Raw genomic sequence first — 25,311 nt, 5'->3', positions numbered from 1 at the left:
CCACCACGGTCCGACCGCTCGGGTCTCTCCCCGCTCAGCCCTGCCGCTCGGCCAGGCTGATCATCAACGCCTTGATCCCGCTCTCGCGGGACCCGGCCGTGTCCCCGTAGTCGAAGCTGTGCGTGAACTCCGCATCCGGGAACTCCCGTGCCATCCAGCGGGCGCAGTAGTGCCCGGGCATCATGCACGGCTCCAGCTCACAGTAGACCCGGAGCACCTGCTCGGCCTCGACGCCCTCCGCCCGGAGGCGGTGCCACAGCACCTCCTCGGGGTGCAGCGGCCCGGGGCCGCCGGCCTCCGTGACGATCCGCTTCCCGCCCCGCTCGTCGACCACCTCGAAGGCCGCCGACGAGTCGACGTTCAGTGGGCGCCGCAGGTCGTCCAGCACCCGCGGCCACCAGCCCTCGCGGTCCTCGAATGCGGCGGGGTCGGCCGCCAGCAGTCCCTGGCGCAGCTCCCGGTAGGCCGCGAAGGCCTCCTCCGGCCGGTCGGACGCGGTGACCGCCGGCAGGTGCCGGTCCAGCAGCAGCAGTCCGGCCGCGAACGCCGCCACCGTGGAGCTGACCGGCTGGTCCACCGGCTCCGACCCCAGCAGCACCGCCCGGACCGACCGGTCCGGGGCGAAGTACAGCTCGGCCCCGCGATCGGTGCCGATCCGCAGCTGGGCCGCCGACGGCCCCGCGTCCAGCCCGTACCCGGCCGCGTACTCGCCCAGCGACGGCGGGTCGGACTCCTCGGCGGCCTGGAAGTACGGCCCCACCTGGAGCGGCAGCCCCGGGTGCCGCAGCGGTCCCGCGGGCGCGATCGACAGGCTGCGCAGCCCCCGCGGCCCGAAGTGCGCCAGCAGCTCCGCCGCCAGCTCGTCGTTCATGTCCGCGCTCACGTCCGAACCGGCCCTCACAGCATGGGGTAGGAGTCGAGGAACGCCGTCCAGAACTCACTCTTGAAGGGCAGCGAGTCCCAGCGCTCCATTCCCTCGCGGACGATCTCCTCCACGTCGGCCCAGTCGTTGGGGTCCGGGCGCTCGTCCGGCCCCGGCCGCTCCACCTCGAACTTGTAGACGAGGTAGGCCAACGAGGAGACGTCCCCGTGGATCAGCTCGTACTCGATCTCGGAATCCGGGTCGGAGACCCAGATCGTCCCGTCGCCGAGGTGCACGAAGACGACCGCCTGGTAGAGCCTGCCCAGCGGCTGCAGCTTCCCGTGCGGGGTGTCGACCGGCTCGGGCCCGGGCCAGTTCTCGAAGGCGATGTCCCGGCTCGCCGGGTCCCGGTCCGCCAGCTCCTCCAGAATGCGGAAGAGCCCCTTGGAGTTCGGGATCCCGATCTCCGTCACGAAGCGCGCGCCGTCACCGCCCGGCCAGATCCGCGCCGCGGCCTCGGGCCGGAACCTCAGCAGATCACCCGGCGTGGCCCGTTCAACGACCACGGGCCAGTCAATCCCTACCAGCACCAGTCATCCATCCTGTCGTCCCGCCCGTCACAGGCCAGTGTGTTTGAGCTTCTGCTTCTTCGCCACGTGCTTCGCGTCGGAGGCCGCCTTGTCCTGCTGCCCCTGCGCGTCGAAGTCCTTCGTGCCCATCGTGCCATCATGCTTGCCCGTGGAGTGGTCCTCCTCGAGCTGGTCCAGATAGGCCTTGTGGCCCCAGTCGCGGTCCTTCGTGGGGACCTTGTTGTCGTAGTCGACGCCGTGGGTGACCTTCAGGTCGGGATTCTCGGACTCGAAGTGCCGGGCCAGCCAGCGCTCGCAGTTCGGGCCGGCCTGGCAGGGCGCCCGTTCGGTGTAGAGCTCGCTGACGTTGCCTTCCTTGCCGCCCAGCAGCGGTTTGCCGATCGACCGTTCCGAGTGGCTGCGGACGTAGTCGCTCCGGCCGACCAGGATGAACTCGCCGTGCTCGTCCCGGTACCTGAGCGAGGCGTAGTTCTTGCCGCCGTAGTTGCCCTCGGCGCGCCGGGCCTCCTCCACGGCCCGGGACAGCTCCGTCGGCTCGGTGATCTTCTGGCTGACGACCTTCTCGTCCTGCTTGGGGTTGCCGTCGTCGTCCTTGTCCGACTTCTTGTACTTCTTCGCGTGGTACGTGGAGCTCAGGTCCTTCGGCTCCGCGTCCTTGACCTTGCCCGAGTCCCCGTCCAGCAGGGTCTTGAGGGACTTGTCGGTCCCGTCCGGGTCGACGAGCTTGCCGTCCTTGATCTCCTGGACCCGGCCGTCGTCGTGGATGAAGTACTTCCGGGGCGGCGGCTTCGCGTCTCCGCCGGAGCTGGTGCCCGCCTTCGGCGGCGGTGCGGCCTTGTCCTTGCCCTTGTCGGCGAAGCCCTGCGCGTGGTGCTCGTCGTTGGTCTTGTGGTGCTTGGCGGTCTTGGCCAGGTTGTCGCCCGCCTGCTTGTACATCTTCTTGACGGCTTTGCCCGTGTCCTCGGCCAGGGCCTTGCCGAGCTTCTGGGCGCTCTTCTGCAGCGCCTTGACGACCGGGTCGGTCATTCGAAGCTCACCCCTGCCACTCGGGCGCTGAAGACCTGCGCGTGCTGGGCGACCTTCTCCGCCTGGGCGTGCAGGGCCCGGGCGTGCGTCTCCACGACCGCGGGGTCGATCTTGAATCCGGTGCCGGCCGAACCGCCTCCGCCGTTCACGGCCGCTTCCGCCGCCTCGAACACCAACCCGGACACCGCCCCCGCGACGATCTCCACCAGCGGGGTGACCGCCGCCTCGATCACCTCGGAGATGATGTGGTCCTCCAGCTGGTGCGCCAGATAGGACATCAGCTTGCGCGCGGCCTGCTGGATCGCGATCACCCCGGCCTCCGCAAGCCCGAGGGTCGCCACGGCGGCGGCCTGGGCCGCGACGAAGGAGGCGGCCAGCACGATGAGCTCGGCGAGCGCCTCCATCTTCATGGCGATGATCACGTCCGCGGCGGTATCCAGGGCCTTCGCCACCACGTGGGCCGCCTGGACGACCTCGTTGAAGTGCTTGTCGGACATCAGCGCCCACTTGGCCACCAGCGCCTCGTACGACTCGCCCTCGTACGCCCCGCCGAGCTGATGGACCGACGCGGTCGAGTCCGTGTGCAGGTCTTCGAGTCCCTTGGCGAACTCCTTGACGTGCTCGCCGAATTCGCGGACCTTGTCCTCGTTGACCGAGGGCCAGTGAATGCCGATGAACTCGAGGAGCGTCGCCACCTCGCCGGGCAGCTCGATCGCCATCAGGATCCCCCCACTCACACCAATCCGTCGATTGCATCGAAATTTTATCCAATGAACCATCAGACAGCTCCCCCCGGAACGTGCCGATTCTGTACCGATCTGTACCGACCCGGACGCTCTCGATCCGCTCCGGCGACCGACCCCGACCCTCCGGGAACGGGCCCCACCCGCGTCCGGCCCGCTGGCCGTGCCCTCCGTGGCTCCCGGTGCGATGCTGGTTCTGGGGCCTGACCTACACGGCTCCCAGCGCCACGCACCCCTCGACGGAAGGGCCGACCAGCACCACCCCTCAGTGAAAGGGCCGACCAGAAATGACCGACGTCGCCGCCGAGCAGGCCGAGCAGAACGACACCGGCTTCGCCCGCCTCGCCATGGTCACCATCGACTGCGCCGACCCGGTCGCGCTGGCCGCCTTCTACGGCGAGCTCCTGGGGTGGGAGACCCGGCACGTGGACGAGCGCTTCGCCATCCTGGACAACCCGGAGGGCGGCAGCCCGCTCGGCTTCGGACGGGTGACCGGGTACCGGCCGGAGCCGTGGACCGAACCGGACGGCAGCAAGCACTTCCACCTGGACTTCTACGTCGACGACCTGGAAGACGCCACCGCCCGGGCGCTCGCACTCGGCGCCACCGAACCCCGCTACCAGCACGGCCGCACCCTCAAGGTGCTGATCGACCCGGCCGGCCACCCGTTCGGCCTAGCTCCTCTGGAGTGACGGCCGGGAGGCCCGAGCGGCTCCCCGGACAGGCCGGGTGCTCTATGCGCAGGCGACGTCAGGGCTTGGTGGCGAGATCTTGCCGATCACGTGAAGAACAGCTCTGACCTGCGCTTTCACCAAAAACCCGAACATTGTGCGACTCACCGGTAGTGGTTACTGTCCCCCGTTGTCAGGGGCACCACACGCCAGGCTTCCCCCGGGCAGGACCGCGACACCCGCGCGTACCGCGCATCCGGCTTCGCCACCCATGACCGGGCCGTCCCACGGCCGACGCGTCCGCCCGTTCCTGGCGTCAGTCCTCCCCCCAAACCCGTCAGGGAGCTTCCTCGTGGGAGAGATCCATCATGCCGACCACGGCTGGGTGACGCCGGCGGTCTCGTACTTCGTCGCCTGTCTGGGCGCCTTCGTCGCCCTGCGCAGCACCCGCTGGGCGCTCGTCTCCACCGGCCGGACCCGCGTCTACTGGCTGCTCTTCGCCTCGACCTCGCTCGGCGCGGGCATCTGGTCGATGCACTTCATCGCGATGCTCGGCTTCTCCGTCACCGGGATCGAGATCAGCTACCGACCGGGGCTCACCGTGCTCAGCCTGCTCGTCGCGATCTTCTTCGTCGGCCTCGGCATGTTCGCCGTCGGCTACAGCCGCCACCGCGTCGTCGCCCTGCTCGCGAGCGGAGTGACCACCGGGCTCGGCGTCGCGGCCATGCACTACCTCGGCATGGCCGCCATGGTCCTGCCCGGCCACGTCGGCTACGACCGCACCACGGTGTGGCTGTCGGTCGGCATCGCGGTGTTCGCCGCGACCGCCGCGCTCTGGGCCGCGCTGAACATCCGGGGCACCCTCGCCGTGCTGGCCGCCGCCCCGGTGATGGGCGTCGCGGTGTGCGCGATGCACTACACCGGGATGGCCGCCGTCTCCGTCCGGCTCGACGCCTCGCAGAGCACCCTGGGCGGGGTGATGGCGCTCCAGTTCATCTTCCCGCTGGTGGTCGGGCTGGGCTGCTACATCTTCTTCGGCTCGCTGGCCTTCGCGGTCTCGCCGAGCCGCAGCGCCGTCAACGCGCAGCCGATCCTGGTCGGCCGGGCGGCGCCGCTCGCCCCGCGCGGGCGCTGAGCCGCCCCCGCGCGGGCGCTGAGCACGCGCAAAAGCCCTGGGGCCCGGTCTTCCGGCCGGGCCCCAGGGCTTCGCCGCACCCGGGCCGTCTACTCCGGCTTGCCGAGCAGCCCGGTCAGGTGCTCCGGCGTCGCGACCGGGCAGACCTTGTGCACGAAATTCCGCCGCAGCTCGTGGTACGGCTCGCCGTCCCGGTAGAAGTTGCGGTGCATCCGGCGCAGCTCCTCCGCCCGGTACTCGGCCAGCGGCTTGGTCTCCTCGTCCTCGGCCCGGCGGCGCTTCTTGTCCACCAGCCGGCCGGTCAGCTCCGGTGAGCCGGCGAGCCGGGCCGCCTCCCGGGCCACCCAGCGGCGGAAGTCCGCCGCGCTGCCGCCCGCCGTCCGGTCCACCAGGCCCAGCCGCTCCGCGTGCGCCGCGCCGACCGGCAGCGCCTCCGTGGTCAGCCGCTCGGCCTGCTCGGCGCCGACCCGGCGGGGCAGCGTGTACGTCCAGTACTCGGAGCCGTAGAGGCCCATCAGCCGGTAGTGCGGGTTCAGCACCGCCGACTCGCGGCACCAGACCTCGTCGGCGGCGATCGCCAGCATCAGGCCGCCGGCGGCCGCGTTCCCGGCCAGGGCGGAGACGGTGACCTTGTCGGTGGTGGTGAGGACCGCCTCCACCAGGTCGTCCATCGCGTTGATGTTCTCCCACGACTCCAGCGCCGGGAACGACGCGCCCTCGATCACGTTGAGGTGGATGCCGTTGGAGAAGAAGTCCCGGGCCGCGCCGAGCACCAGCACGGAGGTCGGCCGGTCCGCGGCCTCCCGGTAGGCGGCCAGCAGGCGGCGGCACTGCTCGGTGCTCATCGCCCCGCCGGCGAAGGCGAATTCGAGGAAGCCGACCTCGTCCTGCTCGTGGTAGCGGATCTCCGACCAGGTGTCCCGCCGGGCCGCCGAAGCGGGGCTGACGGGCACCTCGCGGACCCGGTGGAGGTGGCCGGCGAGCACCGTCGCGGCCGGCTGCTTGAAGGTGGCCGGCCCGCCGGGCGTGCGGCGCGGGCGCAGCTGCGGGATCCAGACCGCGCCGTCCACGGTGGCCCGGCAGATGGCGCCGTCCCGGGTGGCGATCACCGCGCCGGGCTCACGGCCGCGCAGCTCGTCCTCGGGGTGGCCGCCGTGCAGGAAGTACTCGCGCCCGTACAGCTCGTCCAGCACGCCCGGCTGCGAGTCGGCGGCGCGCAGCTTGCGCAGCACGGTGGCGGTGGGGTCCTCTGACCAGTCGATCCGGCGGGCGGCCTGCTTGAGGAAGGGCCGCAGCTCGCCACGGACGTCCGGGCGGTCGTAGTCCAGCGGCTCGGGGGTGAACAGCCCGCCCTGGAACCGGCTGACGGCCAGCAGCACCGCCTCGACGGCGGCGTCCGCGACCTCGTTCCGGTACAGCTCGCTCTTGCCGCCGGCCGGGACGGCGAAGTCGACGGAGGCCCAGATGTCCCCGGCGTCCATCTCCTCGACGGCCTGGAGGACGGTCACGCCCCAGCGCTCGGCGCCCTCGGTGATCGCCCAGTCGAGCGAGGAGGGGCCACGGTCGCCCTTGGGGCCGGGGTGCACGATCAGGACGGTGCGCTGCGACCAGATGTCCTCGGGGACGGCCTTGGTGAGCATCGGGCAGAGGATCAGCTCGGGGTCGGTCCGCTTCACCGCCGCCCGCATCTGTTCGTCGCCGAGCGCCAGTTGCACGGCCACCTCGTGCCCGCGGTCGCGGAGTCCGGTGTGGACGCGCTGGGTCAGGCTGTTGAACGCGCTGGCGATCAGGAGAATGCGCAAGGGGGGCCTCCGAGCAGTGACTGACGTCGTGCGCGGAGGCGATGAAACCAGGGCATGGACACGTAACGATTACGGTTCGGGCTTCCGCGCCCGACCCTCACCCACCTCGCACACCTGTGCCCCAAGCGGTGCGCAGGCTTCGCCCGATCTCCCCACGACCTCCCGATTTCCCCCGTGACGCGGCCGGGGGTGCCGGCGCTGCGCCGCTCGTCAGCGGGGGAAGGCCCGCCGGGCGCGCTCCCGGTCCGGGGCGACGCACCTGGTCAGCAGAGCTTCGGCTGCGAGACACCCGGGGCGTGCTTCTTCCACAGCTCGTCGGGGAGCTGCCCGCTCAGCCGGTGACACGCCAGCCCGATGAGGTCGGCCGCCACCGCGGGGAGGTCACCGAGCTCCCAGACCTGCAGCGTCCGGTCCGACACACCCACCAACAACCGGCCGTCCGGGCTGAAACCGACCTCCCCGCCCGTCGACATGCTCAGCCGCGCCAGCAGGAAGGCCTGGTCGGGAGCCTCGACGTCCCAGACGGCGATCGCGCCGGCGGAGCTCGCCCCCGCCACCAGCTTGCCCCCGGGGTGGTACGCCACCGCGTGGCTGTCCCTGATGTCGGCCAGCTGCGCGGCCTCCCTGGGCCTGTCGGGGTCGGCGAGGTTCCACAGGACGACGCCCGCGCCGCCCTTGGTCACGGCCAGCGTTCGGCTGTCCGGGCTGAAAGCACCCTGGCCGACCCCGTAGGGATGTCCGTCGTCCTGCACCGCCTTCCATCCGCCGTCCGGCGTCCGGCGGAACACGGCCGACATGGGCTTGGTGAAGTTCCCACCGGTGTCGAGCGGGACGAGCAGCAGCCGGCCGTCCGGGCTGATCCGGACCGGGGCGGTCGCGCTGGCTCCCTCCAGGCGGTACGCGGCCACCGGCCGGCCGCGGTCCCTGACGTCCCACACCACCGAGGTGCCGGACGCGAACGAGTTCGCGGCCCCGGACGTGATCAGCGTCGTCCCGTCCGGGGTGAAGCCGACCGAGGCGTTGCCCCGCGTACCGGGCAGGGTGACGGCGAGGCGCGGGCTGGCGCGGTCGGTGACGTCCCAGAGGATGGTCTCGTCCACCGCGCCGCTCGCCAGCACGGTGCCGTCGGGGCTGAACGCCACGGTGTCGACCATCCGGGTGTGGCCGGTGAGCGCGGCTGCCGCCCGCGGGTGCTGCGGGTCGGAGAGGTCCCACAGCTCGACGGTCTCAACGGCGGTGCCGACGGCGGCGAACCGCCCGTCCGGCGTGAACGCGATCCCGTGCCCGGACGCCCCGAGGTCCGCCCGGCCGAGGAGGGTGGGCTCGGTGTGCTTGCCGACGTCCCAGGCGGTCAGGCGGTTCTGGCCGTCCAGTGTCGTGAGGGTCCGGCCGTCGGGGCTGTAGGCCAGGGCTTCGATGCCCCTCTCCCGGTTGGTGACGGTGGCCACCACCCGGGGATGCGCCGGGTCCGTCACATCGGACTCGACGACGGTCCCCACGCCGTCCCCGCTCGCCAGCCGCCGGCCGTCGGGGCTGAACCGCAGCGCCGAGACGTCGTCCGTGTGATCGGCCACGGTGGAGAGCGCCCGCGGGTCGGCCGGGTCGGCCATGTCCCACAGCCGCACACGAATCCCGGAACGGGTCACCAGCAGGCGGCCGTCCGCGCTGAACACCAGCCCGGCGGACCAGCCGTCGATCCGCTTCAGCCGCCTCGGCCGGGTGGGGTCGGAGATGTCCCAGACGGTCATGCCGGAGTGCTTGACGACCGAGTCCGGATCGGGCACGTCGCTGCTGAACTTGATCATGCCGTCGCCGATCACCAGCGTGCGGCCGTCCGGGCTCAGCGAGACGGTGTCGCAGTCGTAGAGGTCCGACATCCGGGTCACCCTGACCGGCTTCGTACGGTCGTGCAGATCCCAGAGCGTCAGCGTGCCGCACTCCGTGTCCTTCACACTCCCGACGACGGCCATCATCGTGCCGTCCCGGCTGAACGAAACACTGTCCGCCCCCTCGGTCAGCCCGGGGTCCAGCACCGCGCTCCTGACCGGACGGGCCGGATCGGCGAGGCCCCAGAGCGTCACCGTCCTCACCCGGGCGGGGTCGCGGCCGGTCTCCAGCACCACCAGGGTCCGGTCGTCGGGGCTGAAGCCGAACCCGGTGACCCGCTCCCGGTCCACCGGCAGCTCCGCCAGACGGCGCCGGTGCAGGGGATCGGCGACGTCCCACAGGACGACGGCGGTGCGGGTCACGCCCACCAGCAGCCGGCTGTCGTGGCTGAACGCCGGTTCGTCGACGAAGTCGACCGGGTCGGCGGGCGACTCCACACGGGCACCCAGGAAGCGCGACTGCGCGAGCGTCGTGGCCAGGCCGGCCCGGGTGTGCGGGGCGGAGTCCAGCCGTACGGCGGCAAGCCCCATCGCGATCGCGTTCTCCGGCTGGACGTCCCGCAAGTCACGGGCGTCGGAGACCAGCACCCGGGCCGTGGCGGCCTGACGCTGCTCCTGCGCCGTCAGCTGCTGCTGCCGGGCCAGGTAGGCGGCCGCCAGCGCCACGCACAACGCCGCCGCGATCACGGCGAGCAGGCGCCGCAGCACCCGGACCCGACGGAGCTCACGTGCCTGCACCGCCTGCTCGGCGGCCTGGCTGACCCGCAGGAACCGCTCGTCCACCGTCCGCAGCAGCCGCGCCGCCCGTTCGTCGGTCGCCCACTCGGCCGCCGCCGCCAGGCGGGTACCGACGTAGAGGTAGGCCGGGTCACGGCCGGAGCGGTCCCAGGCATCGACGGCGGACGCCAACTGCTGACGCTTCACCAGGTCGGCTCTGTCCGCCTCGATCCAGCCCTTCAATCGCGGCCACGCGCGCAGCAGGGCCTCGTGCGCGAGCTGGGCGCTGCCGCGGCCGACGGTGACCAGCCGGGCCGCCGCCAGCCGGTCCAGGAGCAGGGCCAGCAGCTCCCGCTGCTCGCGCGACCTGCCCTCCCGCAGCACGCGAAGCCGGACCTGCCGGCGTACCGCCCCCTCCCTGCCGTCCGGCAGCTGGATCATGCTCAGCATCAGGTCGCGCAGAAGTGCCCGGCCTTCCTCGTCCAGCTCGTCGTGGATCGCCTCGGCCGTGTGGGTGAGCGAGTCCCAGATGCCGCCGGTCGCGGCGTACCCGGCGAGGGTGAGGGTGCGATCGGACCGCCGTACCCAGGTCTGACGCAGTGCGTGCGCGAGAAACGGAAGGGCCGAGCCGAGGGCCGGTCCGCCGCCCCTTCCCGCGTCGCGCAGCAGCAGGTCCGTGAGGCCTGGCTCCAGCGCCAGGCCGGTCTGCGCGGCCGGGCCCTCGATCGCGGCCCGAAGACCGTCCTCACCCATCTGCGGAACGATCACCTGGCGTCGGTGCAGCGCCCGGACCAGCTGCGGATGGTCCAGGCAGCTGTCGTACCGGTCGGCGCGCAGCGCGATCACCACCCGCACCCCGGCGGCGGCCGCCTCGCACAGGGCGGCGACGAAGCGGCCCCGCTCCTGCTCATCCGGACAACGGCTGAAGACCTCCTCGAACTGGTCGACCAGGAGGACGGGGCAGCCCGCGGGCACCGCGCCGGCAGCCAGCTCCTCCTCGACGTCGGCCACCGGCCGGTCCAGGGCCTGCGCCCAGCGGGCAGCCAGCGCACGCAGCGGGCGCGGGCCCGGCGCCTCCAGCAACAGGGCGGGCCAGGGCACTGCGGGATCCGCACCGTAGCGGCGCTCCAGCGCCGGGAGCAGGCCGGCACGCAGAATCGAGGACTTGCCCGCACCGGACGCGCCGACCAGCATGACCGGCAGACCCGGCGATTCCTCGGCGGCGCCGTCCACGGCGGCCCGCCCCTCCGCGGCACCGTCGACCGGCGGGGCCTGCCCGGCCGGACGGAGCACCTCGGCCAGAAGCTGCCCGACCAGCTCCTCCCTGCCGAAGAAGTAGTCGTACTCCTCCGGCCGGAACGCCTCCATACCCGGGTACGGGCAGATCGCCCCGTCGTTCCGGACCGGCTCCTGGTCGCGGTCAGGCTGCGGGGGAAGGGGGTAGCCGAGGTTCCGTGCCAGCACGAGTTCGCCCGCGCGGTCCGAACTCTGCCGGTGCGGGCGGACGTCGGTATTCGCGAACTGCTGGTCGAGCCGGGCGTAGACGTCCTCCAGCGTCAGCCAGGCGGGCGCGCCGGGGTGCCCCTCGCCCAGCAGCCGCAACAGCTCGCCGCTGAACCGGGTGTGCCGCTCGCCCTCGGGTGCGTACGAGCGGTCGAACCCCGAGGCCGAGGTCAGGAGGAAACTACCGCGCGGGCGTGCCGAGACGAACGGGTCCCGGCGCAAACCCCCACCCACGTCCGCGAGGCCGGAGAAGCAGCAGTCCAGGATGACGGCCGTGGGCTGGAGGCAGCCGCTCAGCGGGTCCCGGACGGACTGGAAGGGCACCGCGTAGGCAACCCGGCCCGCCCCGGTGCTCGCGCTGGTCGCCACGTAGAGCTCGTCGCCGGCGCTGAGCAGTCCGTGCCCGACGAAGTAGAACAGCACCGGGCCGCGCGCCTCGGCGACGGCCTCCTCGACCGCTGCGACCACGACGCCGTCGTTCGGCGGGTCGACCAGCAGGGTGATCTGGTCCGGCGCCATGCCGCACACCTCGTGCAGGACGGCGGCGATGTCGCGTGCGGTGGTGGCGGCGCTCGGGAGGTCGGGCAGCCTCGGCAGGGCGGCGGCGCCGTCCGGCACGACGGCCGCTGCGTGCCGGGCGGTGCCGACGACAACGGCCCGAGCTCCGGGCACGGCGAAGCCCTCGGAGCGGCGGGGCGCAGGGGGTGCCACGGCCGTCAGCCCCGCACGGGCGGCAGGCCGCGGGGGGCCGGCGGCGACCCGGACGGCGGCACAGCGGTCGGCGGCACAGCGGACAGCGGCGGTTCGGCCGAGGGCTGCCCCGGTTCGATGACGTCCGCGATCCGCCGGGTCAGCTCGGCGAGCTGCTCCGGGTTCATCGGGCGCACCCGATCCGAGGCCACGGTCACCTGACCGCCGTCCGGCCTGGTGACCGTCACCGAGACGCTCTGGCCGCCGCGGCGGTTCTGCACCCAGGCCACCACCGCGGTCGCGAGGACGGCGGCGACACCGCCGGGGGCGAGCACCGCGAGGAACAGCTCACCTGCGCCGCCCATCGTTCCGGGCGGTGGTACGGCAGTGTCGTCCCGCCTTACAACGCCGCGCAGTTCGGGCTGCCGGTCGAGCCACCTCCGCAGCCCGCCCGAGGCGTCCTCCCCCGCGTCCGACCACACCGAGATCGACACCCTTGGATCCGACGTCACATCACATTCCGTTTCCGCGAAAGAGTCGAGCCCACCCCCGGCCTCGACATCCCGACCTTCTCGCCCCAGGGCACCAACGGCCCCCTCAGCGGGGGAAGGCCCGACGGGCGCGCCAGGTGGTGTGCTCGCGCGAGACCGCGTCCTCCGCCTCGGCGGCCAGCCGGGCCCAGCGGGGCTCGGCGTCCGGGGCCTTCAGGTCGAGGTCGGAGAGCTGGTTGCCGACGTTCTCCAACTCGCGCGCGGCCAGCTGGTACGCCGCCGCCAGCGGGCGCAGCTGCTTCAGCTGGGTCCAGGCGATCACCGCGGCGGCCGCCGCCGAACTGGCGCCGAAGACGTGGACGGGCAGCGCCCCGACCGCCTGCGCGATCGCCGCCGCCGCACCGATGATGATCAGCGCCGCCACCCCCAGCCCCCAGGAGACCGCCTGCGACTCGCACGCCTCGGCCCGCGAGCGGTACCAGGTGCGCTGGCCCTCGACCCGGGTGCGCAGGTAGAGCGTGCGGCGGGCGACCAGGCTGGCGGAGCGGACACGGCGCATCTCGGGGGTGATCTCCGGGATGGTGCCGGGCGGCACGATCTCCGGGTCCTCGAAGGCGCGCAGCACGTCCTCCAGCTGGAGCAGGTAACCGCGGTCCACCTCCGCCGATTCCGCCGCACCGTCGAACGGCCGGGCCCGCATCGAGTACTTCCAGGCGAGGGTCTTCACCGACTCGGCCGCCGCCCGGGCCTCGTACCAGCGGCCCTGCGGGTTGCTGCGGCGCAGCCGCGACCAGAAGTAGCCGGCGACCAGGAATGCCACGACGGAGAAGAGCGGCGTGATGTCGCCGTCCCCGCGGTGCTCCGGGCCCGGCAGGGATCCCACCACCGCGGCGATCACCAGCATCGCGATCAGTCCGCGGTACCAGCGCAGCGTCTGCCGCTGCCCGTCCACCGAGGCCCGGTCGGCCGTCCAGAACAGCTCCGGCAGCAGCCGCGCCTCATCGCCCACGGGCGGATCTTCCTGCACCATCGGTCGAGCCCCCTCCGCGTCTCCCGTCCAGGCAGTATGCCCACCACCAACTGGCCTACACAGTCCCATTTTTGACACCTTCCGCCCGCCGGTGATTGCCCGTGCCCGGGGTAACCGATATACACGGTTACATGCCCATGCACTGGAAGATCGTCATCGACTGCGCCGACCCGCACCGCCAGGCCGCCTTCTGGGCCGCGGCCCTGGATTACACGGTCGAGGACCACAGCACCCTGATCGAGCGCCTGGTGTCGGCCGGCGCGGTCACCCCCGACCTCCTCACCGAGGTCGACGGCCACCCCGCCTTCCGCGCCCTGGCCGCCGTCCGCCACCCCGACGAGCCGTTCGACCCCGTCAGCGACACGGGCCTCGGCCACCGCCTCCTCTTCCAGCAGGTATCCGAGCCGAAGACCGTCAAGAACCGCCTCCACCTCGACCTCCACCCCGGCCCCGCCGACCGCGACGCCACGGTGGAGCGGCTGACCGCCCTCGGCGCCACCGCCCTGCGCCACGTCAAGGAGCCCGGCACCGATCACGTCGTGATGGCCGACCCCGAGGGCAACGAGTTCTGCGTTCAGTAGCGGGCACCTCGCCCCCCGGGGCGGGGAGCCGGTCCGGTCCGGCCTCCCGCTCCGGGGCGCCGGCGGTCGCCCCACCCCCTGCTTGCCGGGCCCCCGACCGGCAATGTGGCCCTTCCGGCCTCCAACCCTGCCCTGTCTCGGATAAGTTGACCGCCCGAGGTGCCGGCGCCCAGACAGGAGGGCCGATGGCCGCGAGGCATCAGGACACCCGCAGGACCCTGGTCAACTACGCGTTCTTCCTGGCCTGCCTGGTGGCCCTGTTCGCGGGCTTCCTGCTCATGAAGGCCGATCCCGGCCTGACCACCCGACAGATCCTCTCGAACCTGGGTCTCAGCCTGATCGGCAGCGTGCTGTTCGCCCTGATCTTCACCGCGTTCAGCACCCGCATCCAGGAGAAGAGCCTCCAGGAGTCACTCAAGGAGAGCTTCGCGGAGCTGTCGGGCGAGCTGACGGCCACCGTCGCCCAGGGCAACAAGGACTACCTGCCGATCGCCCTCTACCCCGCCCTGAATCCCTCGGACGGCAGGTACGGGAACCGGTTCAACATCGACATGACCAGGAGCCTGGAGGCCACCGGCTTCTGCGCCTTCCGCGGCCCGAGCGCCCGCTACGTGGCAGCGCGGCTCCGCGCCTCGAACCAGTACCCCCAGCAGGTGAAGGTCGCCATGCTGAACCCGAGCGACTCCCGGGCCGTCCAGCGGCGTGCCGCCGACAGGGTCCACTGGGACCGGTTCTCGGACCGGGAACTCCAGCAGCTCGAAACCGAGCTGCGCCACGAGCTGATCGTCAGCATCGTGTCGCTCTTCGACTACCGCCGCTTCTGCCCGGTCGAGCTGCTGCACGTCGAGGACACGGCCGTCTACCGCTACGAGATGTTCGACGACTCCGTCTACATCTCCTGGTACCACGGCCCCCAGTCCCAGGCCAAGGAGATGCCGGAGTCACTGCGCTTCACCGCGAACTCCTTCCTCTACAAGACGCTCCGCCTCGAACTGACCCGCAGGTTCGAGATTTCGAGCAGCAGGGTGACCTTCACCCCGGACCAGGACGACGAGTTCCTGGCCCGCCACCTGGCGACCGTGCTCGGACAGCCCGTCGACCAGTCCGACATCGACCAGTGGCGGCAGGACTACCAGCGACTGGTGGGGGACTTCCCGGACTACCTGGGCTCGGTCTACCGCGAAATCCGGGGCCTCCACTGAACCCGGGCGCGGTCTGTTTCTGCGGACGCCCGCGCGGAGAAACAGACCGGGCCCCCTCCCGGTCGGGGGAGAGGGCCCGGTACGGAGTCCGCCTTGATCAGAGCAGGCCGAGGGCCGGCATCAGGTAGTAGAACGCGAACACCGCCGCCACCGCGTACATCGCGACCGGCACCTCACGCCCCCGGCCTGCGGCGACGCGCAGGATGCAGAAGGTGATGAAGCCGAAGCCGATGCCGTTGGTGATCGAGTACGTGAACGGCATCATCACGATGGTCAGGAACGCCGGGATCGCGATGGTGTAGTCGGCCCAGTCGATCTCCTTGATCGAGTTGGCCAGGATCAGGAAGCCGACGGCGACCAGGGCCGGGGTGGCGGCCTGGGCGGGGACCATGGTGGCGAGGGGCGTGAGGAAGAGGGCCACCACGAAGAGCAGGCCGGTGACGATCGAGGCGAAGCCGGTGCGGGCGCCCTCTCCGACGCCGGCCGTGGACTCGACGAAGCAGGTGTTGGCGGAGGAGGAGGTGGCGCCGCCGGCGGCGGTGGCGATGCCGTCGACCATGAGGATCTTGTTGATCCCGGGCAGGTCGCCCTTCTCGTCCAGCAGGTGGGCCTCGTCGGCGACGCCGAGGATGGTGCCCATCGCGTCGAAGAAGCACGACATGAGCACCGTGAAGACGAAGAGCACGCCGGTCAGCACGCCGACCTTCTCGAAGCCGCCGAACAGGCTGACCTTGCCGACCAGGCCGAAGTCGGGGGCGGCCACCGGGTTGCCGGGCCAGGCCGGAACGGTGAGGCCCCAGCTGAGGGCGGGGATGTCGGCGAGCTTGTCGATCACTACGGCGAGGCCGGTCATCACGACGATGGAGACCAGGATCGCGCCGGGCACCTTGCGGACGATCAGGACCAGCGTCAGCACCAGGCCGAGCACGAACACCAGCACCGGCCAGCCGAGCAGGTGGCCGTTGCCGCCTAGCTGGAGCGGGACGGTGGTGTGGGCGGCGTCCGGGATGCGGCTGACGAAGCCGGAGTCGACCAGGCCGACGAGGCTGATGAAGAGGCCGATGCCGATCGCGATGGCCTTGCGCAGGCCGAGCGGGACGGCGTTCATGACCCGCTCGCGCAGGCCGGTGGCGACCAGGAGCATGATCGCGAAGCCGGCCAGCACCACCATGCCCATGGCGTCCGGCCAGGTCATCTTGGGGGCGAGCTGGAGGGCGACGATGGTGTTGACGCCGAGGCCGGCGGCGAGGCCGATCGGGACGTTGCCGATCACGCCCATCAGCAGGGTGGTGAGCCCGGCGGTGAGGGCGGTGGCGGTGACCAGCTGGGCGCTGTCCAGGTGGGTGCCGTTCATGTCCGTGGCGCTGGCCAGGATGATCGGGTTGAGCACCAGGATGTAGGCCATGGTGAAGAAGGTGGCGATGCCACCGCGGACCTCGCGCGGCAGGGTGGAGCCGCGCTCGGTGATCCGGAAGTAACGGTCCAGGGCGCCGGTGGGGGGCTTCGGCGCGGTGGAGGCGGGCTCGGGCGACTCGGTGGTCGGCTGGGCCACAGGCATGCGTGCGTCCTCTGGTGGGGGCTGAGGAGAGGGTGAACGCCCGGAGCGACGGTGGCCGGGCGGGCCCGGTGGGACGGGCACGAACTCAGGCGTCCTGGGCATGGCGCGGCCAACCGGAATGCTCAGTATGAATTCCCCGATCGCATGCGCGCTATCTTCGCGCGTAGATCGAGCAGGGGCGATCACGGGCGAGGGACGACCGGGCGTGAGCCGCCGGGAGTCGGACTCGCAGCCCCGGCGCCGTACGCTAGGGCCCATGCCGAAGACCCCGCTGCACCCCTCGCCCCCGCCGCTGGAGGCCAACGACGTCGCCATCGTCGGCGGCGGCACGGTGCTGTGGTTCGTCGCCTTCCTGGCGCTGCTCCCCTTCCAGGGCACCCTCTCCGACCACGGACACGGCAGCTGGCCGTGGATCTGCCTGTCCGGTGCCGGCCTGGGCCTGATCGGCCTCTGGTACTGCCGCGCCCGCCGGGACGCGATCGCCCGCAGCCGCGCCGCCGAGACCGAGGCCGCGGGAGCCGGCACGCCCGGGGACGGCACGCCCGGGAACGACGCGACGGGCAACGGCGCGGACCCGGCCACCCGGTCGGACTGAAGAGTCCTTTAGTAGCACGCATCGGACATAAGGCGCCCGTAGAGTCGGTGCCATGACGCAGCCTGCGCAGCCCGCGGAAGAGACGCCCGGCGACCAGGACAGCGGCCGCGACCGGGAGCACGACGGCGCCCACCCGCTCGGGCTGCTGCCCGGGCGGCGCGGCGGCCTCACCAGCGCCGAGGTCGCCGAGCGGGTCGCCCGCGGAGATGTCAACGACGTTCCGGTGCGGTCCAGCCGCTCCACCCGGGAGATCGTCCGGGCCAACGTCTTCACCCGGTTCAACGCGATCATCGGCGTGATGTTCGGCATCATCCTGATCGTCGGCCCGATCCAGGACGGCCTGTTCGGCCTGGTCATCGTCGCCAACACGGCGATCGGCATCGTCCAGGAGCTGCGCGCCAAGAAGACCCTGGACAGCCTCGCACTGATCGGCGAGGCCAGACCCCAGGTGCGAAGGGACGGCACCGTCCAGCAGATCGCCACCGGCGGGATCGTGCTGGACGACACCGTGCTGCTCGGCATCGGCGACAAGGTGATCGTCGACGGTGAGGTCACCGAGGCGGACGGCCTGGAGATCGACGAGTCGCTGCTCACCGGCGAGCCCGACCCCGTCCTCAAGCAGCCCGGCGACCAGGTGATGTCCGGCAGCTTCGTGGTGGCCGGCGCGGGCGCGTTCACCGCCACCAAGGTGGGCCGCGAGGCGTACGCGGCGCAGCTGGCCGAGGAGGCGAGCCGGTTCACCCTGGTCAGGTCGGAGCTGCGCAGCGGTATCGACTCCATCCTGCGGTTCATCACCTGGCTGCTGATCCCCACCGCCATCGGCCTGATCATCAGCCAGCTGGCGGTGGAGGGCCGGGACTGGCGGGAGGCGGTCCGCCGGATGGTGGCCGGCATCGTGCCGATGGTCCCCGAGGGGCTGGTGCTGCTGACCTCGGTCGCCTTCGCGATCGGCGTGGTCCGGCTCGGCCGCAAGCAGTGCCTGGTGCAGGAGCTGCCCGCGATCGAGGGGCTGGCCCGGGTGGACACCGTCTGCCTCGACAAGACCGGCACCCTCACCGAGGGCGGCATGGACGTGGTCGAGCTGCGGGCCCTGCCGGAGGCCGCCGAGGCCGACGACCACCCGCGGCCGGACGCCCCGTCGGCCCGCAGGATCCCGGCCGACCCGGCGGTCATCAGGCAGGCGCTCGGCGTGATGGCCGGGGCGGACGCCCGCCCCAACCCGTCCATGCAGGCCGTGATCGACGCCTACGGCAGGAACGACGGCACCGGCGGCGGCTGGCGGGTGATCGAGGCGATGCCGTTCTCCTCCGCCCGCAAGTGGAGCGGCGTGCAGCTGCTGGAGCCCCAGGGCGGCGAGGCCAGCTGGCTGCTCGGCGCGCCGGACGTGCTGCTGCCCACCGGGCACCGGGCCCTGGACGAGGTCGACGAACTGGGCGCCAAGGGCCTGCGGGTGCTGCTGCTCGGCCGTACGTCCGTCCCGCTGGACGCCCCCGACCCGGCCGCCGACCTCCAGCCGCTCGCCCTGGTGGTGCTGCAGCAGCGCCTGCGTGAGGACGCCGCCGACACCCTGCGCTATTTCGAGGGCCAGCAGGTCCAGGCGAAGGTGATCTCCGGCGACGCGGCCGTCTCGGTCGGCGCGGTCGCCGCCCACCTCGGCCTGCCCGGCGCCGACCACCCGTTGGACGCCCGGACGCTGCCCGGCGAGCCGGCGGAGTTCGCCGACACCGCGGAGCGGACCACCGTGTTCGGCCGGGTCACCCCGCAGCAGAAGCGCGAGCTGGTCGGCGCGCTGCAGTCACGCGGACACACCGTGGCGATGACCGGCGACGGCGTCAACGACGTGCTGGCGCTCAAGGACGCCGACATCGGTGTGGCGATGGGCACCGGCAGTGACGCGACCAAGGCGGTCGCCCAGATCGTGCTGCTGAACGACTCCTTCGCCACCCTCCCGTCGGTGGTCGCCGAGGGCCGCCGGGTGATCGGCAACATCGAGCGGGTGGCCGGGCTCTTCCTGGTGAAGACGGTCTACTCGGTGCTGCTCGCCCTACTGGTGATCTTCACCCACTCGCCGTACCCGTTCCTCCCCCGGCACTCGACGGTGCTCTCCACGCTCACCATCGGCGTGCCGGCCTTCTTCCTGGCGCTGGCGCCCAACAACGAACGCGCCCGCACCGGCTTCGTCCGCCGGGTGCTGCGGCTGGCCGTCCCCGGCGGCATCATCGCCGGGACGGCCACCTTCGTCGCCTACGCGCTGGCCCGGGCCGACCACTCCACCGATCTGGAGTCCGACACCAGCGTGGCCACGCTGACGCTGTTCCTGGTGGCGATCTGGGTGCTGGCGATCGTGGCCCGGCCGTACAACTGGTGGCGGCTGCTGCTGATCGGCACGATGTGCGGGGCGTTCGCGCTGGTGCTGTTCGTGCCGTTCCTCTCCGGCTTCTTCGAACTCTCCCTCTCCGGCACCCGGGACCCGTGGATCGGCGTCGGCATCGCGGTGATCGCCGACGTGACGCTGGAGGTGACCTGGCGGGTCATGCGCCAGAAGGTGGATGATTGACCCGGAGGGGGGTGGCCGTATTGGCTTACCGGGAGCGGGATTTGGAGGCGTTCACCGCCTTCCTGGGCGGGGTGCTGGCGACCGGGCTGCTGGCCCTGGCGCTGGCGGGGATCGGCGCGCTGGTCGAACCGGCGCCCTGGCACCGGAACGCCGCGGCCGTGCTGCTGGCGGCGGCGTGGCTGAGCAGCACGGTCGGGATCTACCGCCGGCTGCTCTCACGCGCTGCGGGGCGGACGCCGGGTTCCCGCGGCACCCTGCCGTAGCGGGCCCGGGCAGCGGCGCCCAGGCCGACCATGGCGGTGATGCCCAGCACGCAGAGCAGCGTCAGAGGGGACGGCGAAAGCCGCCGGTCCGGCAGTTGCAGCAGGTAGGCGAAGAGGGGCGAGAGGGCGCTGAGCAATGAGGCGGTGATCGGCTCGGTGTGCTTGATGCCCACCTGGATCAGGTAGAGCGGCAGACCGACCCCGATCACCGCGATCACCGCGCCGGGCAGCGCCGCCGGGCCGATCCGCTCCGGCCCGCCGAGCAGCGCCGCCGCCCACGTCACCCCGACGGTCAGGAAGAACCGCACCGAGAGCACCGCCCGCGGCCCGAGCCCGGCCTCGCTGAGCCGCTTGGAGTAGAGCACGTTGGCGGTCACCGCGCAGCCGCAGACCACGGTGAGCGCCAGCCCGAGCAGGGCCGCGCCCGCGCCCACCCCGCCGACCCCGCTTCGGCCGGTGAGCGAGCCCCAGACCAGCAACGCCAGGCTGAGCACGATCCCGGCGGAGGCCACGGCCTCGGCCCGCAACACCACCGCGCCCCGCCGCAGCAGCGGCCCGAAGAGCACCGTCAGCACCGGGCCGATCGCCAGCCCCACCACGTTGACCACCGCCGGTTCCAGGTACTTCAGCGCGTACAGCATGGAGAGCCAGGTCACCGCGGTGGAGAGGTTGACCGCCAGCACGTCCCCGCGGTGCGCCCGCAGCGGCCGCAGAGCCTGCGCCGGGCCGTTCCGGACGCTTTCGAGGCCGAGGAAGAACGCGGCGGCCAGGGTGAACGAGACGGCGGCCAGCGCCAGCGGGTCCACCGACTGGAGCCGGTTGCCGGCGTAGACATCGAGGGCGGCGGTGAGGGCGGCATAGCCGAGCAGGGGCGCGGCGCCCCGCACCGGGAGAGTCGCCGGCAGGGTCGTGGATGGCATCAGGGAGTTCCTCCGTTCCGCGATCACGATCACAGGCGCCGGGCCGGTGGTCGAGATAGCTTGGGCGGCGGGATCACGACAGGCGGAAAACCGAAGGGGGCGGCACATGTCGGCCGAGGGAGCGGTGTTGAGCGAGGCCGCCACCCGCGCGTACGCCTTCGCGGTGGACCGGCTCTGCTTCGGGGTCGCCGAGCTGGCCGATGCGCTCGACCTGGACAGGCGGGCGGCGGAGAGTCTGGTCGCCGAGCTGGAGGGGCTGCACCTGCTCGCCCGGGTGCACGGCGAGCCGTGGCTGCTCTCCCCGGTGCCGCCGGAGTCGGCCGCCGCCCGGCTCCTCGCGCCGATGGAGCAGCGGGCCAGGGAGGCCCGGTTGGCGATCGACCGGGCCCGCACGGGGCTGCTGGAGCTGGCGCCCCGGTACGAGGCGGGCGCCGCGCACCAGCGCCGTTCGGGCCGGGTCGAGCTGGTGGCGGACGCGGCGGCAGTGCGCGGGATCGTCCAGGACGCGGCGCACCGGGCGGGCGTCGAGGTGCTGGCCGCGCACCCGGGCGACGGGCGCCCGGCCGGGCCGCTGACCGGCTCCGCCGAGCGGGACGCGGAGCTGCTCGGTCGAGGAGTCGCCGTTCGCACGCTCTATCAGCACACCGCCCGGCGCCGCCCGGCGACGGTCGCGCATGCCGAACGGGTGGCCGAACTCGGCGGCCAGGCGAGGACGGTGGGAGACGGTCTGCGCCGGATGCTGGTCTTCGACCGGTCAGTCGCACTGCTCCAGGTGCAGGGCGACGAGGACGCCGCCCTGGTGGTCCGCGAGCACAACATCATCGACCTGATGCGCTCGGTGTTCGAGCAGAACTGGCTCCAGGCCAGGCCGTTCAGCTCACCGGCGGACCGGGCCGGCGCACTGGTGATCTCGGACGAGCTGCAGCAGGCCGTGGTCGCCCTGCTGGCGGAGGGCCTCGACGACCGGTCGATCGCCCGCCGACTGGGCATGTCCGAGCGGACCTGCCAGCGGCACATCGCCCAGCTGATGGCCCGGATCGGCGCCAGGAGCCGGTTCCAACTGGGCTATCTGGTGGGCGGGCTGCAGACCGGGGAAGCACCCGGGGACCAGCCCGCCCGACAACGGATCTAACCTTCGAAGTCCCGGGCGGCGGACAGCTCGTAGGCGCGGTCCGGCTCGGTGAGCGCGGCCAGCACCTCGAACCGCCGGTGCCACTGCCCGACCGACCAGGCCAGCCCGGCCGCCAGGCCCTCCGGGGTGGCCGCGTGCAGCAGCCCCGGCACCGGCGCCAGCTCGAACTCGTCGTCCTCGTCCGCCGCTTCGGCCGCCTCGGGGTCGTACGGCGCCTCCGGGGTGTCCGCCGAGGTGTCCCAACGCCAGTCCACGGCAGCCTCGTTGCCGTCCGGGCCGACCACCAGCAGCTCCTCGTGCTCCTCGTAGGCCACCGGGCAGCCGGGCAGCAACTCCCGCACCACGGCGGGGACCCGGTGCAGCTGGCCCTCGGAGAGCACCCGCCCCCCGGCCACCTCGCTGGCCAGCGAGACGTGCAGCCGCTCGGCGAGGTCGGCGGCCAGCGCCGGGGCGACCGGCAACAGCGGGTACCGGTGCAGGAGTTGGACCAGGTCCGGGGCGTCGGCGACGACCGCCTCGGTGGCGTCCACGATCACCGTGTGCGCGGGGCGGCGGCCGGTCTCCACGTCCAGCGGCGGCAGCGCCCGGACGACGTCCAGCGGGTCGATCCGGTCCGCCTCGACGCGGGCCAGCGCACTGTGGACGCCGTGCAGTTGGCGGTGGCCGATCTCGGAGGCCGGGTCGGTGAGCCGGTCCAGCACCTCGTCCGGCCCGTGCGGCTCGGCGAGCAGCGCGGCCAGCGTGGTGCGGACGCCCAGCGCGTGCAGGAACTGCTCGTCCAGCGTCGTCCGCGCCTCCTCGTAGAGGCCTCGCAGCAGCGGGTCCGCGCCGGCCGCACGCAGGCCCGCCGGCTCCCGGCCGTCCAGCACCGGGTGGTCGCGCAGCCACCACGCGGTGTACGGCGGCAGGTCGGCGTACGAGCCGTTCGGCAGCAGGGTGCGGACGGGGAGGACCACGGCGTCCCGGTACGGCGGGCGGGCCAGCGCGGCCAGCGCCTCGGGCCAGGCGTCGTCGTCCACCAGGTCGAGGTCGCGGACGACCAGCAGCTCGGCGGCGACCGGAGGCACGCCGACCGCGTCGGCGTCGTCGGCGTGCAGCGCCTCCAGGGCGTCCTCGGCCCACTCGGCGAGGCCGTCCGGCGCCTCGTCCAGCAGTCCGGTGGGCCGGCCGCCGGCGGCGCGGTCGGCCGGGACGGTCGGGTCGAGCCGCTCCAGGTCGTCCGGGTCGAGCACCACGTCCTCGGCGCGGACGAGCACGAAGTCCGCCAGCACACCTGCGGCGGTGAGGACTTCGGGGCCCCAGCGGTCCAGCAGCTCGTCGTCCACCCAGCCGGCGTCGTCCTCCCGGGCCAGCGCGGCGAGCGGGCTGTCGGGCAGGATCAGCTCGCCCGCGCGGGCCGGCTCGCCCTCGTCGTCCAGCAGCGCCAGCCGGGCCAGCCACGGGTGCTCGCCGACCGCCGGGGCGGCCGCCTTGACCAGGGCGAGGACGGACTCGGCGAGGTCGACGGCGGCGTCCAGGTCGTCCTCGGCCAGCTCGTAGGAGCGGGCGACGGCGGCCCGCACCTCGGGCGTGTCCAGCACCCCGGCCGGGGTCGCGGTGCCGGCGCCGAGCTTGGCCAGCAGCGGGTGCGCGGCCTCCGGGTGGGCGAGGCGCAGGTCGAGCAGGGCCAGCGCGCCGGCGAGCGACTCCGGGTAGCCGGGGAAGGCCGCCCAGTCGGCGTCGTCGGAGGGCAGCAGGACGCGGCGCGGGCCGGTGACCGTCCGTCCGTCGGCCAGCGGCACCGGCAGCGCGCCGAGCGCCTCCGGGTCGGCCGCGCCCAGCGCCGCGTAGAGGTTCCGCCACCAGGCCGGCTCACGGTCCAGGCCGCCGAGCTGGTCGACCACGTCGGCCAGCGGCACCCGGCGCACGTTCAGCACCCGCAGCTCCGTCCGGCGCTCCAGACCGGCCGGGAGCAGACCGGGGAAGATCGGCGCCAGCGCCTCGACCACGGAACCGTCCGCACCCTCCAGCAGCGTGGCGTCGCGCGGCCGCAGCGCGGGCGTGCCCTGCTCGACCGGCGCCGGGTGCGGCAGGAACGGCGTACCGGGCAGCCGGGAGAGGATCGCGGCGCGCAGCGCGTTGTCCAGCGCGCCCTGGCCGAGCGGGCCGGGCACCAGGCCGAGCGAGCCGAGGTCGCCGCCGCGGGCGCGCAGCAGGTCGGCGTAGCTGTCGGCGGCGCGCTCGGTGAGGAAGTCGGCGAGCGGGCCGGGGGCGACGTGCCGGCGGGTGGAGTCCAGCGGGTAGGAGGCGATCAGCAGCGCCGGCAGGCCGAGCGGCTCGTCGCTGGGCGTGGGCGCGTGCAGCACCGGGGCGATCCCGGGCGTCTGCGGGGAGCCGTCGGCGGCGACCGGAACGGCCCAGGTCACCGTCCAGTACGGGCGGGCGCGCTCCTCGGTGGGGCGGTCGGCGAGCAGCCCGGCGTCCAGGGAGCCGGAGGCGCCGGCGGTCTGCCAGACGGTGTGCCGCAGCCGCCCGGCCGCGTCGTCGGTGACGGTGACCTCGGTGACGCCGTCCGGGCGCGGCTCGGCGGCGCTGCGGGTCAGCGTGCGGGTGCCCTCCGGGGTCTCCACCACGACCTCGGCGAGGCCGGGGAGGGTGAGCAGCAGGGCGTCGTCGATGCCGGCCAGCAGGCGGCGGGTGAGATCCTCGGCGGCGGCGTCGCGCAGCGGCAGCACGACCACCGTGTCGTAGCCGTCGGGCGCCGGGCCCTCGGCCGCGAACGGAAGCCGCAGCAACGGCACATGGCCGTCCCGGCGGCGCAGTTCGTCGGCGAGCGCGGGCTGTGCCTCGGCCAGCGAGCGGGCCTCGCCGAGCGACCAGCGCACGCCGCCGGCGGCGCCGAGCACGGCGGGCTCGTCGGTGACGGCGAGGACGGCGGCGAAGCCGACACCGAAGCGGCCGACGGTGGGCCGGTCGTCCGCCCGCTTCGAGGACGCCCGCAGCGTGGAGAGCGATTCGACGGCGGCCTCGTCCAGCGGCGCGCCGGTGTTGGCGGCGGCCAGCACGCCGTCCGCCAGGGTGAGCCGCAGCCGGCCGGGCCCGCCGCCCGCGCGGGCCGCCGCGTCGGCGGCGTTCTGCGCCAACTCGACCACCAGGCGGTCACGGTACCCGCCGAGGGCGAGCTCCTCCTCGGCGTTGGCGTCCTCCCGGAACCGGGCCGGGGAGGCGGCCCAGGCGTCCAGCACCCGGCGGCGCAGCCCGGCGCTGCCGAAGTGGTCCGCGAGGTACTCGTCCGTGCCGCTGCCGATGATCCGAGGTTCCACTGGACCTGCCGCCTTCCGCCGCCCTGTACTTCGTACGGGGGGCATTCTCCCCCGC

General features: G+C 73.0%; 19 protein-coding genes. 8 read left to right on the top strand and 11 right to left on the bottom strand.

Translation table 11 applies throughout. From position 1 onward, the window contains the following. Nucleotides 1-34: 34 nt before the first annotated feature. The 4 genes from ACZ3YO_RS33850 to ACZ3YO_RS33835 are packed head-to-tail and all read right to left on the bottom strand — an operon-like array spanning nt 35 to nt 3,215. Entirely contained in the window at nt 35-883 is an 849-nt protein-coding gene (locus ACZ3YO_RS33850) for a nucleic acid/nucleotide deaminase domain-containing protein (RefSeq protein ID WP_465577170.1), read from the bottom strand. A 14-nt stretch (nt 884-897) separates the two neighbouring features. Next, the gene (locus tag ACZ3YO_RS33845; RefSeq protein WP_465577168.1) at nt 898-1,452 is read right to left on the bottom strand and encodes an SUKH-4 family immunity protein; all 555 of its coding nucleotides are present in this window, start codon (nt 1,450-1,452) and stop codon (nt 898-900) included. A 27-nt stretch (nt 1,453-1,479) separates the two neighbouring features. Continuing rightward, nucleotides 1,480-2,478, bottom strand: coding sequence for a nucleic acid/nucleotide deaminase domain-containing protein (locus tag ACZ3YO_RS33840; RefSeq protein ID WP_465550303.1), 999 nt, complete (start codon nt 2,476-2,478; stop codon nt 1,480-1,482). Continuing rightward, nucleotides 2,475-3,215 carry a WXG100-like domain-containing protein gene (locus ACZ3YO_RS33835; protein ID WP_465577164.1) on the bottom strand — a complete coding sequence of 247 codons (741 nt, stop codon included), beginning with the start codon at nt 3,213-3,215 and terminating at the stop codon, nt 2,475-2,477. The genes ACZ3YO_RS33840 and ACZ3YO_RS33835 overlap by 4 nt, the downstream gene beginning before the upstream one ends. A gap of 293 nt (nt 3,216-3,508) precedes the next feature. Between ACZ3YO_RS33835 and ACZ3YO_RS33830 the strand changes: the two genes are divergently transcribed. After that, nucleotides 3,509-3,913: a VOC family protein gene (locus ACZ3YO_RS33830; protein WP_465577161.1), complete on the top strand. Its 405-nt coding sequence runs from the start codon at nt 3,509-3,511 to the stop codon at nt 3,911-3,913. A 331-nt stretch (nt 3,914-4,244) separates the two neighbouring features. After that, nucleotides 4,245-5,027 (top strand): MHYT domain-containing protein, encoded by a 783-nt coding sequence (locus ACZ3YO_RS33825; RefSeq protein ID WP_465577158.1) that lies wholly within the window; start codon nt 4,245-4,247, stop codon nt 5,025-5,027. Between the two features lie 89 nt (nt 5,028-5,116). Here ACZ3YO_RS33825 and ACZ3YO_RS33820 read toward each other — a convergent pair whose 3' ends face one another. From ACZ3YO_RS33820 to ACZ3YO_RS33805, 4 genes are all read right to left on the bottom strand, one after another. Further along, on the bottom strand, nt 5,117-6,829 hold the full coding sequence (locus ACZ3YO_RS33820; protein ID WP_465577155.1) for a hydrogenase maturation protein: 1,713 nt from the start codon (nt 6,827-6,829) through the stop codon (nt 5,117-5,119). 263 nt (nt 6,830-7,092) lie between these two features. After that, a complete protein-coding gene (locus ACZ3YO_RS33815; protein ID WP_465577152.1) occupies nt 7,093-11,646 on the bottom strand; it encodes a caspase, EACC1-associated type in 4,554 nt (1,517 codons plus the stop codon). Nucleotides 11,647-11,651: 5 nt separating this feature from the next. Next, a complete protein-coding gene (locus tag ACZ3YO_RS33810) occupies nt 11,652-12,119 on the bottom strand; it encodes an effector-associated constant component EACC1 (protein ID WP_465577149.1) in 468 nt (155 codons plus the stop codon). Nucleotides 12,120-12,222: 103 nt separating this feature from the next. Next, nucleotides 12,223-13,125 (bottom strand): DUF4231 domain-containing protein, encoded by a 903-nt coding sequence (locus ACZ3YO_RS33805; protein ID WP_465577147.1) that lies wholly within the window; start codon nt 13,123-13,125, stop codon nt 12,223-12,225. A gap of 158 nt (nt 13,126-13,283) precedes the next feature. On the opposite strand from ACZ3YO_RS33805, the gene ACZ3YO_RS33800 reads away from it, so the two are divergent. Next, nucleotides 13,284-13,727 (top strand): VOC family protein, encoded by a 444-nt coding sequence (locus tag ACZ3YO_RS33800; protein ID WP_465577255.1) that lies wholly within the window; start codon nt 13,284-13,286, stop codon nt 13,725-13,727. Between the two features lie 185 nt (nt 13,728-13,912). Next, nucleotides 13,913-14,929 (top strand): hypothetical protein, encoded by a 1,017-nt coding sequence (locus ACZ3YO_RS33795; RefSeq protein ID WP_465577144.1) that lies wholly within the window; start codon nt 13,913-13,915, stop codon nt 14,927-14,929. A gap of 97 nt (nt 14,930-15,026) precedes the next feature. Here the strand turns inward: ACZ3YO_RS33795 and ACZ3YO_RS33790 are convergent, their stop codons facing one another. Beyond that, on the bottom strand, nt 15,027-16,487 hold the full coding sequence (locus ACZ3YO_RS33790) for an NCS2 family permease (protein WP_465577142.1): 1,461 nt from the start codon (nt 16,485-16,487) through the stop codon (nt 15,027-15,029). Nucleotides 16,488-16,743: 256 nt separating this feature from the next. Between ACZ3YO_RS33790 and ACZ3YO_RS33785 the strand changes: the two genes are divergently transcribed. Genes ACZ3YO_RS33785 through ACZ3YO_RS33775 form a run of 3 tightly spaced genes read left to right on the top strand, consistent with a single transcriptional unit; the run spans nt 16,744 to nt 19,902 of the window. Further along, nucleotides 16,744-17,082 (top strand): DUF2530 domain-containing protein, encoded by a 339-nt coding sequence (locus ACZ3YO_RS33785; protein WP_465550327.1) that lies wholly within the window; start codon nt 16,744-16,746, stop codon nt 17,080-17,082. A 52-nt stretch (nt 17,083-17,134) separates the two neighbouring features. Then, entirely contained in the window at nt 17,135-19,639 is a 2,505-nt protein-coding gene (locus ACZ3YO_RS33780) for an HAD-IC family P-type ATPase (protein WP_465577139.1), read from the top strand. A 41-nt stretch (nt 19,640-19,680) separates the two neighbouring features. After that, entirely contained in the window at nt 19,681-19,902 is a 222-nt protein-coding gene (locus ACZ3YO_RS33775; RefSeq protein WP_465577136.1) for a hypothetical protein, read from the top strand. On the opposite strand, the gene ACZ3YO_RS33770 is transcribed toward ACZ3YO_RS33775, so the two are convergent. Further along, complete coding sequence (locus ACZ3YO_RS33770) at nt 19,839-20,822, bottom strand: EamA family transporter (protein ID WP_465577133.1); 984 nt, start codon at nt 20,820-20,822, stop codon at nt 19,839-19,841. The genes ACZ3YO_RS33775 and ACZ3YO_RS33770 overlap by 64 nt on opposite strands. A 106-nt stretch (nt 20,823-20,928) precedes the next feature. On the opposite strand from ACZ3YO_RS33770, the gene ACZ3YO_RS33765 reads away from it, so the two are divergent. Continuing rightward, the gene (locus ACZ3YO_RS33765) at nt 20,929-21,954 is read left to right on the top strand and encodes a LuxR C-terminal-related transcriptional regulator (protein WP_465577130.1); all 1,026 of its coding nucleotides are present in this window, start codon (nt 20,929-20,931) and stop codon (nt 21,952-21,954) included. Here the strand turns inward: ACZ3YO_RS33765 and ACZ3YO_RS33760 are convergent. Then, nucleotides 21,951-25,256, bottom strand: coding sequence for a sacsin N-terminal ATP-binding-like domain-containing protein (locus ACZ3YO_RS33760; RefSeq protein WP_465577128.1), 3,306 nt, complete (start codon nt 25,254-25,256; stop codon nt 21,951-21,953). The genes ACZ3YO_RS33765 and ACZ3YO_RS33760 overlap by 4 nt on opposite strands. Between the last annotated feature and the right edge of the window lie 55 nt (nt 25,257-25,311).

This window comes from Kitasatospora sp. NPDC022785, assembly GCF_055561295.1.
This window is presented reverse-complemented; position numbering and strand designations above follow the sequence as displayed.